This window comes from Hymenobacter metallicola (genome assembly GCF_004745645.1).
GTDB lineage: Bacteria > Bacteroidota > Bacteroidia > Cytophagales > Hymenobacteraceae > Hymenobacter > Hymenobacter metallicola.
In genome coordinates, this window is sequence record NZ_SRMB01000005.1 from 125,232 (window position 1) to 139,193 (window position 13,962).

General features: G+C 57.8%; 13 protein-coding genes. 5 read left to right on the forward strand and 8 right to left on the reverse strand.

Translation table 11 applies throughout. The annotated features are described in order from the left end of the window. Positions 1–145: 145 nt before the first annotated feature. Positions 146–550 carry a hypothetical protein gene (locus E5K02_RS21295; RefSeq protein ID WP_135397781.1) on the forward strand — a complete coding sequence of 135 codons (405 nt, stop codon included), beginning with the start codon at positions 146–148 and terminating at the stop codon, positions 548–550. 88 nt (positions 551–638) lie between these two features. Here the strand turns inward: E5K02_RS21295 and rplS are convergent, their stop codons facing one another. From rplS to E5K02_RS21335, 8 genes are all read right to left on the reverse strand, one after another. Further along, on the reverse strand, positions 639–995 hold the full coding sequence (gene rplS / locus E5K02_RS21300) for a 50S ribosomal protein L19 (RefSeq protein WP_100337626.1): 357 nt from the start codon (positions 993–995) through the stop codon (positions 639–641). A 182-nt stretch (positions 996–1,177) separates the two neighbouring features. Beyond that, complete coding sequence (gene trmD, locus E5K02_RS21305) at positions 1,178–1,855, reverse strand: tRNA (guanosine(37)-N1)-methyltransferase TrmD (protein WP_135397783.1); 678 nt, start codon at positions 1,853–1,855, stop codon at positions 1,178–1,180. A 7-nt stretch (positions 1,856–1,862) separates the two neighbouring features. Then, positions 1,863–2,474 (reverse strand): ribosome maturation factor RimM, encoded by a 612-nt coding sequence (rimM, locus tag E5K02_RS21310; RefSeq protein ID WP_135397785.1) that lies wholly within the window; start codon positions 2,472–2,474, stop codon positions 1,863–1,865. 94 nt (positions 2,475–2,568) lie between these two features. Beyond that, positions 2,569–3,114 carry a 30S ribosomal protein S16 gene (locus E5K02_RS21315; protein WP_135397787.1) on the reverse strand — a complete coding sequence of 182 codons (546 nt, stop codon included), beginning with the start codon at positions 3,112–3,114 and terminating at the stop codon, positions 2,569–2,571. 286 nt (positions 3,115–3,400) lie between these two features. Beyond that, on the reverse strand, positions 3,401–4,159 hold the full coding sequence (locus E5K02_RS21320; protein ID WP_135397789.1) for an acyl-CoA desaturase: 759 nt from the start codon (positions 4,157–4,159) through the stop codon (positions 3,401–3,403). Between the two features lie 222 nt (positions 4,160–4,381). Further along, complete coding sequence (locus E5K02_RS21325) at positions 4,382–5,098, reverse strand: RluA family pseudouridine synthase (RefSeq protein WP_135397791.1); 717 nt, start codon at positions 5,096–5,098, stop codon at positions 4,382–4,384. 34 nt (positions 5,099–5,132) lie between these two features. After that, a complete protein-coding gene (gene panB / locus E5K02_RS21330) occupies positions 5,133–5,948 on the reverse strand; it encodes a 3-methyl-2-oxobutanoate hydroxymethyltransferase (protein WP_135397793.1) in 816 nt (271 codons plus the stop codon). A gap of 236 nt (positions 5,949–6,184) precedes the next feature. Beyond that, positions 6,185–9,067 (reverse strand): putative LPS assembly protein LptD, encoded by a 2,883-nt coding sequence (locus E5K02_RS21335; RefSeq protein WP_135397795.1) that lies wholly within the window; start codon positions 9,065–9,067, stop codon positions 6,185–6,187. A gap of 69 nt (positions 9,068–9,136) precedes the next feature. On the opposite strand from E5K02_RS21335, the gene E5K02_RS21340 reads away from it, so the two are divergent. The 4 genes from E5K02_RS21340 (at position 9,137) to E5K02_RS21355 (ending at position 13,920) form a co-directional block, all read left to right on the forward strand. Continuing rightward, a complete protein-coding gene (locus E5K02_RS21340; protein WP_135397797.1) occupies positions 9,137–9,943 on the forward strand; it encodes an N-acetylmuramoyl-L-alanine amidase family protein in 807 nt (268 codons plus the stop codon). A 74-nt stretch (positions 9,944–10,017) separates the two neighbouring features. Next, complete coding sequence (locus tag E5K02_RS21345) at positions 10,018–11,049, forward strand: MlaD family protein (protein WP_135397799.1); 1,032 nt, start codon at positions 10,018–10,020, stop codon at positions 11,047–11,049. A gap of 98 nt (positions 11,050–11,147) precedes the next feature. Then, the gene (locus E5K02_RS21350; protein WP_135397801.1) at positions 11,148–12,776 is read left to right on the forward strand and encodes an acyl-CoA carboxylase subunit beta; all 1,629 of its coding nucleotides are present in this window, start codon (positions 11,148–11,150) and stop codon (positions 12,774–12,776) included. A 562-nt stretch (positions 12,777–13,338) separates the two neighbouring features. Next, positions 13,339–13,920, forward strand: a complete 582-nt coding sequence (locus tag E5K02_RS21355) for an HPP family protein (RefSeq protein WP_135397803.1) — start codon at positions 13,339–13,341, stop codon at positions 13,918–13,920. Positions 13,921–13,962 lie beyond the last annotated feature (42 nt).

The window sequence follows — 13,962 nt, forward strand, 5'->3', positions numbered from 1 at the left end:
GAAACGGGAACAGGGTAGAAAGGAATCGGTAACGAAAGTACGTTTTCGGGCCGGAAAAGCTGCGGTGCCAATAACCCCACCGTTGCTGGGCCGTTAAGGCTACTTAAGTGTACCACACAATCCTACCGCCAAAACCCCCGCTACCATGGAAAAGAAAGAAGTGCAACACCAAGTTCATTTAGATGCTGCTACGGGCATGCTCACCGGCAATCTGCAGGAAGTAGCTTCCCATGCCGGCTTCGACAACGTGCTGCAACGCTGGATTCAGGACTTAAAAGACGCCGACAACCCCGAGTTGCATCAGCTTATTGTTGATATGCAGGAGCTGAAGGCCCATTTCGGCTCGGGCACTTATGATAAGGCCGTAATCGGCCGTTTGCTGGGTCGTCTGGGCGAAAACACCATCAAGGCCGCCGTCTTTGCCGAAGGCAACACCAAGCCCCGCGTAGAACAGCTCGGCGAAGCCTTGCTACAGGCTGCCAAGCAGGTCCAAAACCCCCAGGCTAGCCCCGAGCAGGATTTGCAGAATAATAATCAGCAGAACAGCTAGTCCGGCTTCTGGCCGATTTGGCTTGAATGCAAAAAAGCCGGCTCCCGTGAAAGGAGCCGGCTTTTGTAGTTCTAAGAAGAAGCAGAGATTAACCGCGACGCTCTTTGATTTTGGCAGCTTTGCCCGACAGGCCGCGCAGGTAGAACAGACGGGCGCGACGTACTTTACCGCGACGCACCAGCTCGATCTTATCGATGTTGGGCGACAGCAAAGGGAAAATACGCTCGGTGCCGATCTGGTTGGAGATCTTACGCACGGTGAAGGTTTCGCCGTTGGTGCTGGCGTTCTTGCGCTGAATAACAACACCCTGGAACTGCTGAATGCGCTCCTTGTTGCCCTCGCGGATTTTCACGTGGACGTTAACGGTGTCGCCGGCGGCGAAAACAGGGAAGCTGGCGCGGCGCTCCTGGGACTCCTGCTGGATAAAATCGAGTAATACGCTCATGGCTGGAAAAACTTGAAAAAGGACGGCGCCGCCGCCCAAGGGGTTTCGCTTAAAGAGGCGCAAATATAGCGCTCTGTTTTGATGATTACAAATGGCAGGAATTGTTCGGTAGTGGATTGCGAAGCTGCGGAAGGCTTTACGGCGCAAAAACCAACATTCAGCTCATTAACTACTTAACAAATTTATTCTGCCAGCAGGTCGGGACGGCGCTGACGCGTCCGTTCCACGGCTTGCTCGTGGCGCCAGGTTTCTACCAGCGGCGTGTTGCCGGAGAGTAGAATGTCAGGCACTTTTTCGCCCCGCCATTCGGCCGGCCGGGTATATACCGGCGGGGCCAGCAGGTTATCCTGAAACGAGTCACTCAGGGCCGACTCCTCGTTGCCAAGCACGCCCGGCAAAAGGCGCACTACGGCATCCACCAGAATGGCAGCACCCAGCTCACCTCCGCTCAGCACGTAGTCGCCCACGCTGATTTCGTGGGTGATGTAGGCCTTGCGGATTCGCTCATCCACGCCCTTGTAGTGGCCGCAGAGGATGAGCAGGTTGCCGGCTAAGGAAAGCCGGTTGACCAGAGGCTGGCGCAGGGTTTCCCCGTCGGGCGTCATGTAGATAACCGCGTCGTAGGAACGCTGAGCCAGCAGCTCGTCGAAACAGGCCGCAATGGGCTCTACCCGCAAGACCATGCCGGCCCCGCCGCCAAACACGTAGTCGTCAATCTGCCCGTGCTTATTGATGGCAAAGCGCCGTAAGTCGTGCACGTGAATTTCAGCCAAGCCTTTTTCCTGGGCCCGCTTCACGATGGAAACGGCGAAAGGGCTGGTCAGCAGTTCCGGCTGGCAGGTGACGATGTCGAGGCGCATGGTGAGCTTACTTCTGATCTGCTGCCTCCGACTCGGTGTCGGGCCCGTCGAATTCGTCGGGTTCGTCCCGCTCCCGGGAAGCCGGGCTCAGGTACACATCGAGCAAGCCTTCGGGCAGAGTCACGTAGAGCTTTTTCTCGGCCTGGTCGGCCCGGGAAATCAACTCATCCACCACCGGTACCAATACTTCCTTGCCTTGGTAGCGCATGCCCATCAGATCCTGCTGGGGCATCTCGTAAAAGGTTTCCACGGTGCCCAGTTCGCCCAGCACGGTATCCACTACGGTATAGCCAATCACGTCGTGGAAGTAGAACTGGTCTTCTTCCAGCTCGGGCAGCTCGGCTAGGGGGCGGTAAAGCTTGGCGTTACGCAGGGGTTCGGCCGCTTCAATAGTATCGATGCCGGAGAGCTTTAGCAGGGCGCGGTCGTCGGCCTGGGGCTGGAGCTTGTCCACACCGTAGGGCACGAGCTTGCCGGGCTTGCCGGGCAGTTCCAGGTACACCGACTTCAGGCCCCGGTACTCGGCCAGATCGGCCACGTCCATGAAAGCTACTACAAAGCCTTTCAGGCCGTGCGTTTTGCCCAGGGAGCCCAGCAGGTAGCAGTCGTCGATAGTCATGCGGAAGGAAAAAGAAGATCAAAAAAGTAGGGAGTCTGGAAGCTGGGCCAAGTGGGCGCCACACTTCCAAACTCCCTGACTCTGGGACTAACGCTTAGGCGCCGGCTTCCTCGGTGCCTTCGGTCGAAGCAGCAGCCTCGGTCGTTTCACCTTCGGCAGCTTCAGCAGCGGGGGCGGCTACGGGCGTATTTTTGATACGCAGAGCTTCGGCGCGAGCTTCTTTTACTTTGGTCTCAGCAGCCAGAGCAGCCTTGCGGGCTTCTTCTTTAGCCGAACCCAGAGTGGTGCGCTTGCCTTCGATCTTAGCATCTTTCTGCTCTTTCCAGGCAGTGAAACGCTCGTCGGCTACGTCCTGCGAAATGGCACCCTTGATAACACCCAATTGCAGGTGCTTGCGGTACAGAACACCGCGGTAGGAGAGCATAGCGCGAACCGTATCGGTTGGCTGGGCACCCTTCATGATCCAGTCGAAAGCTTTGTCGCCGTCGAAGTTGATGGAAGCGGGGTTGGTGTTGGGGTCGTAGGTGCCGATTTTCTCGATGAAACGGCCGTCGCGGGGCGCGCGGGCGTCAGCTACTACGATGTCGAATTGAGCGGCCTTTTTACGGCCACGACGGGCGAGGCGGATTTTAACTGCCATAAACCGGGTTGGTTAAGCGACGCAACTCGTGCGTCTGGTTGAAAATGAGGTGCAAAGGTAAGGGAAATTACTGTGAGGTTACTATGGAGAATGTGAGAAATGTGCTGGTGTGCTAATTCTTGCCATTACGAGCGGAGCAACGTCATTCGTCCGCTGAAATGTGCCGGGTGTTTTAACGTGAAAAGCCCCTTACTACATGCCGTAGTAAGGGGCTTTCTGGTAAAAGGACGAGTCATACTGCGCAGAGCACGGATTGCTTCGTTATTCTGCCTCGCAATGACGAGCGTTAGGCCGCCGCTTGCAGTTTCTGGGCGGTTACTTTCCGCTTAATCTTGATGATACCAGCTTTATCCAAGGTCCAGATAACGGAGTAGGTCGGGTCGAATTCCCACCATTTTACCCCGAAATTCACGCGCATGGGCAGCTTGTGGTGGTTGTTCTGGAACAACTCCCCGAAAGCCAAAAAGTCCAGGGCCAGGGTGTTCTTGCTGTGGTCGTGGTTGTCGAAGTTCTGGTAGCCGTACTTGTGGCCGCCCCAGTTGACGATGGCCCCGTGAATGGGGCCCATCAGGAAGTGGATGGGCAGCAGCAGGAACATCCACCAGGCAGTGGCAAACTGCACGTAGAACAGCACGTAGAGCGCGCCCCAGCCAATGCGGGAATACCATTTGTCGCCCAGATTTTCGATAAGGGACCACTCGGGGTAGTCGCCTTCAAACCGCTCGGCCGCGGCGTAATTGCGGTTCAGCACATCATTATAAATGTTCTTGGTCTTCCACATCATGCTGAAAGCATTCGACGAAAATAGGGGCGAATGCGGGTCCATTTCCGTGTCGGAGTAGGCGTGGTGCATGCGGTGCAGCAGCGCGTAGGCCCGGGGCGACAGGAAAGAAGATCCCTGGCAGATATAGGTGAACAGGAAGAAGAACCGCTCCCAGAATTTGTTCATGGTGAACATTTTGTGGGCGGCGTACCGGTGCAGGTAAAACGTCTGCGTGAAGAGCGACAGGTAGTAGTGCGCTACAAAGAAAATGAGTATCGGCATGGGCCAGAAAAAGTTAGGGACGCAATCAGCGGCAGACGTGAAGACGCCCGCAAAAGCACAACGGCAGCGTATTAGTTCACATTTGCCAATACAAACCTACGGCCACACATACGGGTGGTCAATTATTTGGCTTAAAACGCCAAAATCTTATTCAGGATAGGTCTGAAGAGGCCAGGCATAGCTTTGCTCGTTGAGCCGTACAAAAACCGGCTACGGCACTAACTACTGTAGGCTATAGAAGGTTTGGGCTGCTTCCCAGTGCGGCATCTCCGGCACCGGAGCCCGGAAACACATAGCCTCCCGCGTCACGGGGTGCTCAAACTCCAGTTGCCGGGCGTGCAAGGCAATGCTTACGTCGGGCAGGGGAGCCAGAAAGCCGTATTTTACATCCCCCACGATGGGCGTACCCAGGCCGGTAGCCAACTGCACCCGAATCTGGTGGGGCCGGCCCGTAATGGGGTTTACCTGAATCAGGAAACGGTTGCCGGCCGCGCCCAGCACCTGGTAGTCTAAGTCCGCTTTCAGGCCCTGGGGGTGAAGCTTGGGGTAGGCCTTGGTAACGTTGCGAATCGGGTCTTTTACCAGCCAGTGGGTGAGGTGGCCGCTGTCCTGCTCGGGGCGTTTGCCTACCAGGGCCCAATAGGTTTTGTGCACCTTGTTGTCGCGGAACATTTCGTTCAGGCGGCTCAGGGCTTTGCTGGTTTTGGCCAAGGCTACCACACCACTAACGGGCCGGTCGAGGCGGTGAGCCACGCCGACGAAGGCTGCGCCCGGCTTTTTGTATTTAAACCGGAGGTACTCAGCCGCTTTGACGGATAGCGGCTCATCCCCGGTATTGTCGCCTTGCACCAGGACGCCGGCAGGCTTGTTGAGGATGAGCAAGTGGTTGTCTTCGAACAGAATTTCTTTCTGCTCCGACCAGATATTAGGACGATTCACGCGGTAAAGGTAAGCGGAAGAAGGTTAGAAGCGTTTAATACGCCTCCTCGGCACTGGGGAAGTTGTGGTCTTTCACATCCTTTACGTAGCGAGTCACCGCGTCGCTCATTAAGTCGGCCAGTTCGGCGTAGCGACGCAGAAAGCGGGGCTTGAACTCCTTGGTAATACCCAGCATGTCGTGGACAACCAGTACCTGCCCGTCTACATTGGGGCCGGCGCCGATACCGATTACCGGAATGGAAAGCTTCTCGGCTACCTGCTTGGCCAGAGCTGAGGGAATCTTTTCCAACACCAGCGCAAAGCAGCCCAAATCCTGGAGCAATTGGGCGTCTTCGATGAGTTTCTGGGCTTCGGCCTCTTCCTTGGCCCGCACGGTGTAGGTGCCAAACTTGTAAATGCTCTGGGGCGTGAGGCCTAAGTGGCCCATCACGGGTATGCCGGCCGTCAGAATACGGGTAATGGATTCCTTGATTTCGGCGCCCCCTTCGAGCTTAATAGCGTGCCCACCCGATTCTTTCATAATCCGGATGGCCGAGCGCAATGCCTCCGACGAATTGCCCTGGTACGAACCAAAAGGCATATCCACGACCACCAACGCCCGCTTCACGGCCCGCACCACCGATTGGGCGTGGTATATCATCTGGTCCAGGGTAATGGGCAGGGTCGTCTCGTGACCGGCCATAACATTGGAAGCCGAGTCGCCCACCAGCAGCACGTCGATACCCGCTCCGTCGAGGATGGTGGCCATCGAGAAATCATAGGCGGTGAGCATCGAAATCTTTTCGCCCCGCTGTTTCATGGCCAGGAGCTGATGCGTGGTGACGAGCTTAACTTCTTTGTGCTGCGACATTCGGGTGAGCGGCTAAATCGGAAGAGGAAGAATAAGGGCAAAGCTGCGGATTTTTTGCCATATCCGGCCCATCCGCCAATGATGCGGCCCGGGAAGCTTGTTCTCCGGGGTATGTATAGTTACCGTTGCCTAATCAAGAGTGCCCGTGGTGCCCAAATAAGTCAGCGGCCAATAGTAGGCATAAAAAAGCCGCCCGACTCCTTAAAGGGAGCGGGCGGCAGCGTGCAGCACTCGGCTTAGCGGTTCAGGAAGGAGCGGTTGCGGTTCAGCTTCAAATCCTGCAGCAGCGAAGATTTGGCCGCAATGGTCACGAAGTAGCCCCGCTGCAAACCAAAGGGCCGCCAGTTGCCCGAAATCTGCCAGCAGTGCAGGTCGCGGTAGAAGTCCAGGGACGGGGCCACTACCTGGTTGCTCACAAAGTCGTAGCTGGCGTTGTAGCCGAAGCGGAAGTTGCTGGTCAGCTTCACCGAGCCGCTGGCCGTAATCGAGGCCGAGGTAATGGGGCGGCGCAGGCGCGTACCACGTTCGGGCAGGGGGCCCGGGTCGGTGTAGGCCGTCGTGAAGCTGGCCGACAGCTCCCAGGGAATTTCGAAATCGACGTAGTCTTCGTAGGGGTTCACGCGGTTGGGCGTACCCAGCGTGGGGTCATTGGTAGGCGGCAGGTTGCGCGGCACCGTCGATTTTCGCTTGCCCTGGGCCGGGTTGAACTGGTAGTTCAACGACAGGTCGGCGGTGGCCAAGCGGGCCAGGCGGCGACGCGACTGTTCGAACAGGTACTTGTTGAGCAGGCGGCCGGTGGAGTCGCGCTGATAGAAGACAAAGTTGGCGTTGACGTTCACGTTGAGCTTGCGCGCAATCTGGGTGCGGAACACGGCCGACAGCGGCTGCAGCCGGAAGGAGTCGGCCGCCAGGTTGTAGCCCGTGCTGAAGTCAAGGCCATCAATCAGGCTCACTTTCTCAAACGGGGTGGTGCCGGTGGTGTCGTTGTTGTTGCGCACCTTCATTTCCACCTGGTTCTGCAGCGAGAAGCTGATCTGGCTAACCTCCGTACCGCTGGGCGTGCCGTAGAGGAAGCCCTGGTAGCGGGAGAAGCTCACCGGGTTCAGAATCCGGCCGTTGACTTCGTAGTTGTAGGGCTGGCCCTGGCTGTTGGTCAGGCCGGGCAGGGGCTGGTTTACCCAGTACAGGCTGCTGCGCCGGGTGTAGTCGGGCGCGTAGCTGTAGTTCAGGCTGGGCGTGAGCTTGTGGCGGATAGCCTGGATCTTGTGGGTGCCCTTGCGCACCAGCGTCCCGTAGACGTTGGTACCCAGGTTTACCCCGCCCGACCAGTTGTAGACCCGGTTGAACCCCCGTACGGTATCGATGCGAATGGCCCGGGCCACCTCGTTGTAGGAATAACGGAGGCGCTTGTTGTACCACACTTCCCCGTAGTTTACCGACGGCGACACGTTCAGGTGCTTGAGCAGGGTATAGGAGCCCAGCGCAATCTGGAACTGGTGCTGCACGCCGGTCTGGGAGTTGCGGAACAGGGGTGCTAAGTTGCTAAAGGAAACGGGCAGCTGGCTGGCTTCGCTAGTACCGCCGAGCAGCGGAATGCCGCTGCTCAGGCCGCGGGCCGGCAGGGAGTTGCTCAGCCGGTTTTGTCCGGTAAAAGTGTAGCCCACCGAAAACTGTTCGTAGAAGCGGCCCCGGGGCGAAAGGCCCAGCCACTCGTAGGGGTACTGCCGGGCTACGCCCACGGTAATATCGGGCAGGGTGAAGTCCATGCTGCCGGTAGCCGTGTTCTGGCTTTGGGTCAGCTGCAGGGCGTAGTTAACGGGCGAGTTGCGGATCTGCTTCTGGTAGCTGATGGTCGAGCTAAAGGAAGGGGTGAGGTAGCGGCGCTGATCGAAGCTGTTCTGCTGGTTGTAGTCGCTGCTACCGGCCTGCACGCTGGCCGAGAACCGGCCGCCGCCCGGCCGGGGCGTGGGGGTGTGGCTCCAGCTTAGCCAGAACGTGCGCGGGGTCCGGGGACGGCGGTACTCGGCATTGGTATTGACCGTATTGGAGCGCAGAATCAGGTCGGGCGGGCGCTGGCTGTAGCTGAAGTTCAACAGCCCGTTATAGGAATACCGCTTCAGGTACTGCATTTCGGCGGTAGCCCCGAAGCCCCCGAAGGAGTTGGCTACCCCCGAGTACACGTCGCCGGTGAAGCGCACCCCGATATTATCGTTGACCACCCAGTAGTAGCCGCCGTTGCGCAGGGCAAAGCCCCGGTCGGAGGTTTGGCCGAAGGAAGGGAAAATCAGGCCAGACGCCCGGCTTTTGCCCGGGGTCGGGAAGTAGCCGAACAGAAAGCCCAGCGGCGTGGGAATGTCGCCAATAACCAGGTTGAAGGGTCCGGTTACTACCTTTTCCTTCGGAATTACCTTCATCTTGGTGGCATTGATGAAGAAGTGCGGGTGCTCCAAGTTACAGGTCGTGTAGCGCCCGTTGCGGCCGAAGATTTCGTTCAGCTCGTTCTTTTTGATGGTTTCGGCGTGCACGTAGCCCTCGCCCTGCTGGGTGACGGCCTCGGCAATCTTGCCCCGCTTGGTTTTGAAGTTGTAGTTGATGCGCCCGGCCGCGTAGGTGCCCCCGGCATCCTTGAACACGGGTTTGTCCTGCACTTTGCCGGTGGTGTCGGCGGCGCCTTCGGCCGTGAGCAGGTTGGAGCTGTAGTCGACCGTGATGCGCGCCGCCTTCAGCTCCAGGTCGCCGTAGTCGATGCTGGACTTGTTGAAGAGGCGGGCCACTTTATTCTGCACCTCAAACCGGATAGAGTCGGTGGCCGAATACTTGATAGTGGTTTCAATGTCGCCCTTGGGCTTGGCCGACACGCGCAGGGAGTCGCCGGCAGCGCTGCTGTCGGTGGCCGCTAGAAGGGGCCGGCGCCGGGCCGTATCGGGCTGCACATCGGTAATGCGCCGCCCGTTGGAGTCGAGGCGGGGAGTAGTACCGGAGGTGCGGGTCTGCGGGACGGTCTGGCTCCGGGCAGCAGAACTAGTGCTGAGCCAAAGCACGGCCGCCAAAAACAGAAACGGCCACTGGCGCGCACAGAGACGGAAAGTAGAGAGGATAGACAGCGTAGACAGGGCCACGTGGTTTTTATCGTTTATTTTGTGGCTGTTTGCAAAGGTAACGGGTAGCTGCCCCAACTAACGAACTCCGTGCGGAATATTGTCGCTCTTTGCCTGTCGGGTCTGGTTTTTCTTTCGGGCTCGTCGGGAGCCGTAGTGCCGGGTGCGCCCGGTCTGCCGCCCCAGAAATATCATTTGCGTACCGTTGTGCTTGATGCCGGGCACGGCGGCAAAGACCGTGGCTGCACCGGCGTGAAAGCCCGGGAGGCGGACGTGTCCTTGAAAATCATCCTCGAAGTGGGCCGCCTCATCGAGGAAAACATGCCCGACGTGAAGGTGGTGTATACCCGTAAGACGGATGTGTTTGTGGAGCTGGCCGACCGGGCCGGCATTGCCAACAAGCACGGAGCCGACCTCTTTATCAGCGTGCATTGCAATGCCAGCGTGCCGGCTGCTTACGGCACCGAGGTCTGGACGATGGGGCCGCACAAGACCGAGGCCAACTTGTCGGTAGCCAAGCGCGAAAATGCCGTTATTCTGCAGGAAGACAACTACAAGGAGCGCTACAGTGGCTTCGACCCCACGTCGCCCCAGAGTCATATTCTGTTCTCGCTCTACCAGAGTGCCCACATGGTGAACAGCCTGCGCCTGGCCCAGAAGGTCGACCGGCAATTCCGGACCACCGTGGGCCGGCATTCCCGCGGGGTGAAGCAGGCGGGCTTCCTGGTGCTCTGGAAGTCGACCATGCCTTCGGTACTAATTGAAGCGGGCTTTCTGACCAACCGCTCGGAAGAGCAGTATCTCAACGATAAATCGGGGCAGTCGTATATGGCTTCGGGTATCTACCGGGCTTTCCGGGATTATAAGAATGAACTGGAAGCCATGAACGGAGAATAAGCGGGCTTCCATCCTTTTCGACGTGAGTTAGCGTTTATTTTCTACCTCCCTACACCCTCAAGATCTGACGCAACGTGTCAAAAGAAATTAAAGTGGCCCTGCTGGGCATTGTCGCCCTGGCAGCCTTATATATCGGGTTCAATTTTCTGAAGGGGAGCAATATCCTGTCGTCGGACCGAACCTACTTTGCCAAATACGATAACGTCGATGGGCTGACGGTGGGCAACCCCGTGATTCTGAACGGTATCAAAGTAGGACAGGTCAAAAACATGGAGCTGCTGCCCGAAGACCGGAACCGGATCCGGGTATCGTTGGAGCTGGAGAAGGGAATCGTGGTTGGCGACTCGACCGTGGCCAGCCTCTCGGGCTCGTTGCTGGGCAGCAAGACCATTACCCTGTTTCTGGGCAAGAACTCGAAAGTGTACGACGGGGGCGAGGAGCTCAAGTCCTACACCGTAGCCAGCATCACCGATGCTTTCCAGGCCAAGGCTTTGCCCGTGCTCGGCACCGTCGACTCGACGCTGATGAAGGTGAACGGTTTTTTGAGCAAGGAAGCCAAAGTAAGCCTACAGGCCACCCTGCTTAACGCCCAAGGCTCGACCGAGGCGCTCAAAAACCTGCTGATTATGAATCAGCGCAACATCAACCAGATTACGACCAACATGGCCAAGCTCACGGCCGAGCTGAACAAAACCAGCACTAAGTTCGACCGGATTGCCACCAACTTCTCCCAGCTCAGCGACTCGCTGAAAGGAGCCCCGGTGGGGCCGGCCATGCGCAAGCTGAACGCTACCATGACGGAAGCCCAAAGCTCGATGACGGCACTGAACAAGGCCCTGACCGACCAGAAAGGCTCCCTGGGTAAGCTCATCAACAACGACTCGCTCTACACCAACCTCAACGCCACGGCAGCCAGCTCCAACGCCCTGCTGGTCGATTTGAAGGCCAATCCGAAGCGCTACGTGCACTTCTCAGTGTTTGGGGGCGGCGGTAAAGACAAAACCAAGAAGGAAACCACCAAGAAGCCCAGTGGCGAAATCAAGGTGGAAGAGAAAAAAGTAGAAACTACGCCGCCCATCGGGGCCAACGACTCCACGTTGAAATAAGCCCTGGGAGCCGTACTGCAGAATCCATTACCTTTGAATCCGCCCCCTCCAGGGCGGATTTTTTGTGCCTTCCCCACCCACTTCCATCCCCACCCGCAATGGACCTCGAGTTCAACAAAAACGAAGACAGCATTAAGCAACTCACCTTTCAACTCTCCCAGCGCCTGAAAAAGGTGCAGCTCGGCGGCGGCGAAAAACGCATTGCTGCCCATAAGGCCAAGGGCAAACTCACGGCCCGGGAAAGAATCGACTATTTGATTGACAAGGACTCCCAGACCATCGAAATCGGCGCCTTTGCCGGGGAGGGGATGTACAAGGAAGAGGGGGGCTGCCCCTCGGGCGGCGTGGTCGTGGTTATCGGCTGGGTGCAGGGCCGGCAGTGCGTAATTGTGGCCAACGACGCCACCGTAAAAGCCGGGGCCTGGTTTCCGATTACGGCCAAGAAAAACCTGCGCGCCCAGGAAATCAGCATCGAAAACAAGCTGCCCATCATCTACCTCGTCGACTCGGCCGGGGTGTATTTGCCGATGCAGGACGAAATCTTCCCCGACAAGGAGCACTTTGGCCGCATCTTCCGCAACAACGCCGTGATGAGCAGCATGGGCATCGTGCAGCTGGCCGCCATTATGGGGCCCTGCGTGGCCGGCGGGGCGTATTTGCCCATTATGTCCGACGAGGCCATGATTGTGGACGGCACCGGCTCGGTGTTTCTGGCCGGTTCCTACCTCGTGAAGTCAGCCATTGGCGAAACCATTGACAACGAAACCCTCGGCGGGGCCACCACCCATTCCGAAATTTCGGGCGTGACAGACTACAAGTTTGCCAACGACGAGGAGTGCCTTGACCACATCCGCAATATCTTTGATAAGCTCGGGGCCAACCCCACGGCGGGCTTCTCGCGCAAGACTCCCCAGGCCCCGGCCAAGGACGAGAAGGAAATCCTGGGTTTGCTGCCGTCGGATCGGGTGAAGCCCTACGACATGATGGACATCATCGAGCGGCTGGTGGACAACTCGGAGTTTGAGCCCTACAAGGACCTCTACGGCCAGACCCTGATCTGCGGCCTGGCCCGCATCGACGGCTGGGCGGTGGGTATTGTGGCCAACCAGCGCAAAATCGTCAAATCCAAGAAGGGCGCCATGCAGATGGGCGGGGTTATCTACTCCGACTCGGCCGACAAGGCGGCGCGCTTCATCATGAACTGCAACCAGAAGAAGATTCCGCTGGTGTTTCTGCACGACGTATCGGGCTTCATGGTGGGCTCCCAGAGTGAGCACGGCGGCATCATCAAGGACGGGGCGAAGATGGTGAATGCCATGGCTAACTCGGTGGTGCCCAAGTTCTCGGTCGTTATCGGCAACAGCTACGGGGCTGGCAACTACGCCATGTGCGGTAAGGCCTACGACCCCCGCCTCATCGTGGCCTGGCCCACGGCCCAGCTGGCCGTGATGAGCGGGGCCGCTGCCGCCAACACGCTGCTGCAAATTCAGGTGGCTTCGCTCAAAGCCAAGGGCGAGGAAATCACCCCCGAAGCCGAAAAGGAGCTCCTGGACCGTATCAAGGCCCGCTACGACGAGCAACTCTCACCCTACTACGCCGCCGCCCGCCTCTGGGTCGACGCTATCATCGACCCGCTGGAAACCCGCAAACTAATTTCGGAAGGCATCAGTATGGCGAATCACGCCCCGATTGAGAAGCAGTATAACGTGGGCGTGATTCAGGTGTGAGAACAAGCTGAACCTGACCAGTAGAGACTAACACCTACTTGGCTGTTTAAATACTGCTGCCTATTCTTTTTGCCCGGCCCGCCGCAACGCCTGTTGTGGCGGGCCGCTTTTGTTTCTGCCTAACCTTGTGGCTGGCTTGACTCAACTGAGAACTTGGTAGACAAACTTGACTATTATGCCTAGTGTGTATATCAATTAGGTAAACAAGACATAGTATATGCGAACATTGTATATCTTATCGGTAAACGATATGCCAAGTATTGCAATCTTGTATACCATCAGTAGCAGACAACCTATCCTAATTCTGCGGGTTCTATTACTTCCCAACCAACTGAGCGTAGTCCGACGGCTGCCGAGTGAGTCCATCAGGACTTGCCAACTTAGCAAATGGCCCGCTGAGCAGAGCAGCTTCGGCCTTTTAAACAAAGTACGGGGAGTGACCCAATCGAACTATTTTTTGATTGGGTCGCTCCCCGTACGGCTTTCGTAAAAGTTCTTCTTGTAGCCGCCTCTTATCTTTGCCCGCCCACCACCACGGCCCTTGTAGGCCTGAGCACGACGGATGAAGAAAAGATTGCGGCGGGAGGCGCGCCGGGTGAAGCTGATTGTCTACGAGGAAACGCTGTTTGATTACAAAGAGCATTTCTGGACGTTTCTAGGCTCCTTCGTGGGTATTGGGCTCATTGGCCTGTTGAACAGCTACGTGCTGGAGCGCACCGATACCCTCTGGATCATCGGGTCGTTCGGGGCAACGTCCGTTTTGCTCTACGGCCACATCAACTCTCCGCTGGCCCAGCCACGCAACCTCCTTGGTGGCCACCTGATTGGGGCTTTTATCGGCGTCACAGTCCAGAAGCTGGTGGGCGGGGAACTGTGGCTGGCCGCGGCCCTAGCCGTGTCCCTGACTATTGTAACAATGCAGATGACCAAAACCCTGCACCCACCCGGCGGCGCTACGGCTCTAGTGGCCAACATCGGCTCGGCCCAGCTCAAGGCCCTGGGCTACTGGTACATGCTGATGCCGGTGCTGGCCGGAGTGCTAATACTGCTGACCGTGGCCCTGGTGTTCAACAATGCTACCGCCTCGCGCCGTTACCCCACAAATAAGCACTGGTATAAAATCTGGCAGCGTCGCTACGTGTAGGTAAGAGCCGGGGGATACACAGGCTGAGCGGGCAATACGGTA

Bases quoted from the DNA above. Each gene is read 5' to 3' on its own strand.
- trmD (WP_135397783.1), bottom strand. From the start codon at position 1,855: ATGCGCCTCGACATCGTCACCTGCCAGCCGGAACTGCTGACCAGCCCT.
- panB (WP_135397793.1), bottom strand. From the start codon at position 5,948: ATGTCGCAGCACAAAGAAGTTAAGCTCGTCACCACGCATCAGCTCCTG.
- E5K02_RS21295 (WP_135397781.1), top strand. From the start codon at position 146: ATGGAAAAGAAAGAAGTGCAACACCAAGTTCATTTAGATGCTGCTACG.
- E5K02_RS21320 (WP_135397789.1), bottom strand. From the start codon at position 4,159: ATGCCGATACTCATTTTCTTTGTAGCGCACTACTACCTGTCGCTCTTC.
- rplS (WP_100337626.1), bottom strand. From the start codon at position 995: ATGAGCGTATTACTCGATTTTATCCAGCAGGAGTCCCAGGAGCGCCGC.
- E5K02_RS21315 (WP_135397787.1), bottom strand. From the start codon at position 3,114: ATGGCAGTTAAAATCCGCCTCGCCCGTCGTGGCCGTAAAAAGGCCGCT.
- E5K02_RS21350 (WP_135397801.1), top strand. From the start codon at position 11,148: ATGGACCTCGAGTTCAACAAAAACGAAGACAGCATTAAGCAACTCACC.
- rimM (WP_135397785.1), bottom strand. From the start codon at position 2,474: ATGACTATCGACGACTGCTACCTGCTGGGCTCCCTGGGCAAAACGCAC.
- E5K02_RS21355 (WP_135397803.1), top strand. From the start codon at position 13,339: ATGAAGAAAAGATTGCGGCGGGAGGCGCGCCGGGTGAAGCTGATTGTC.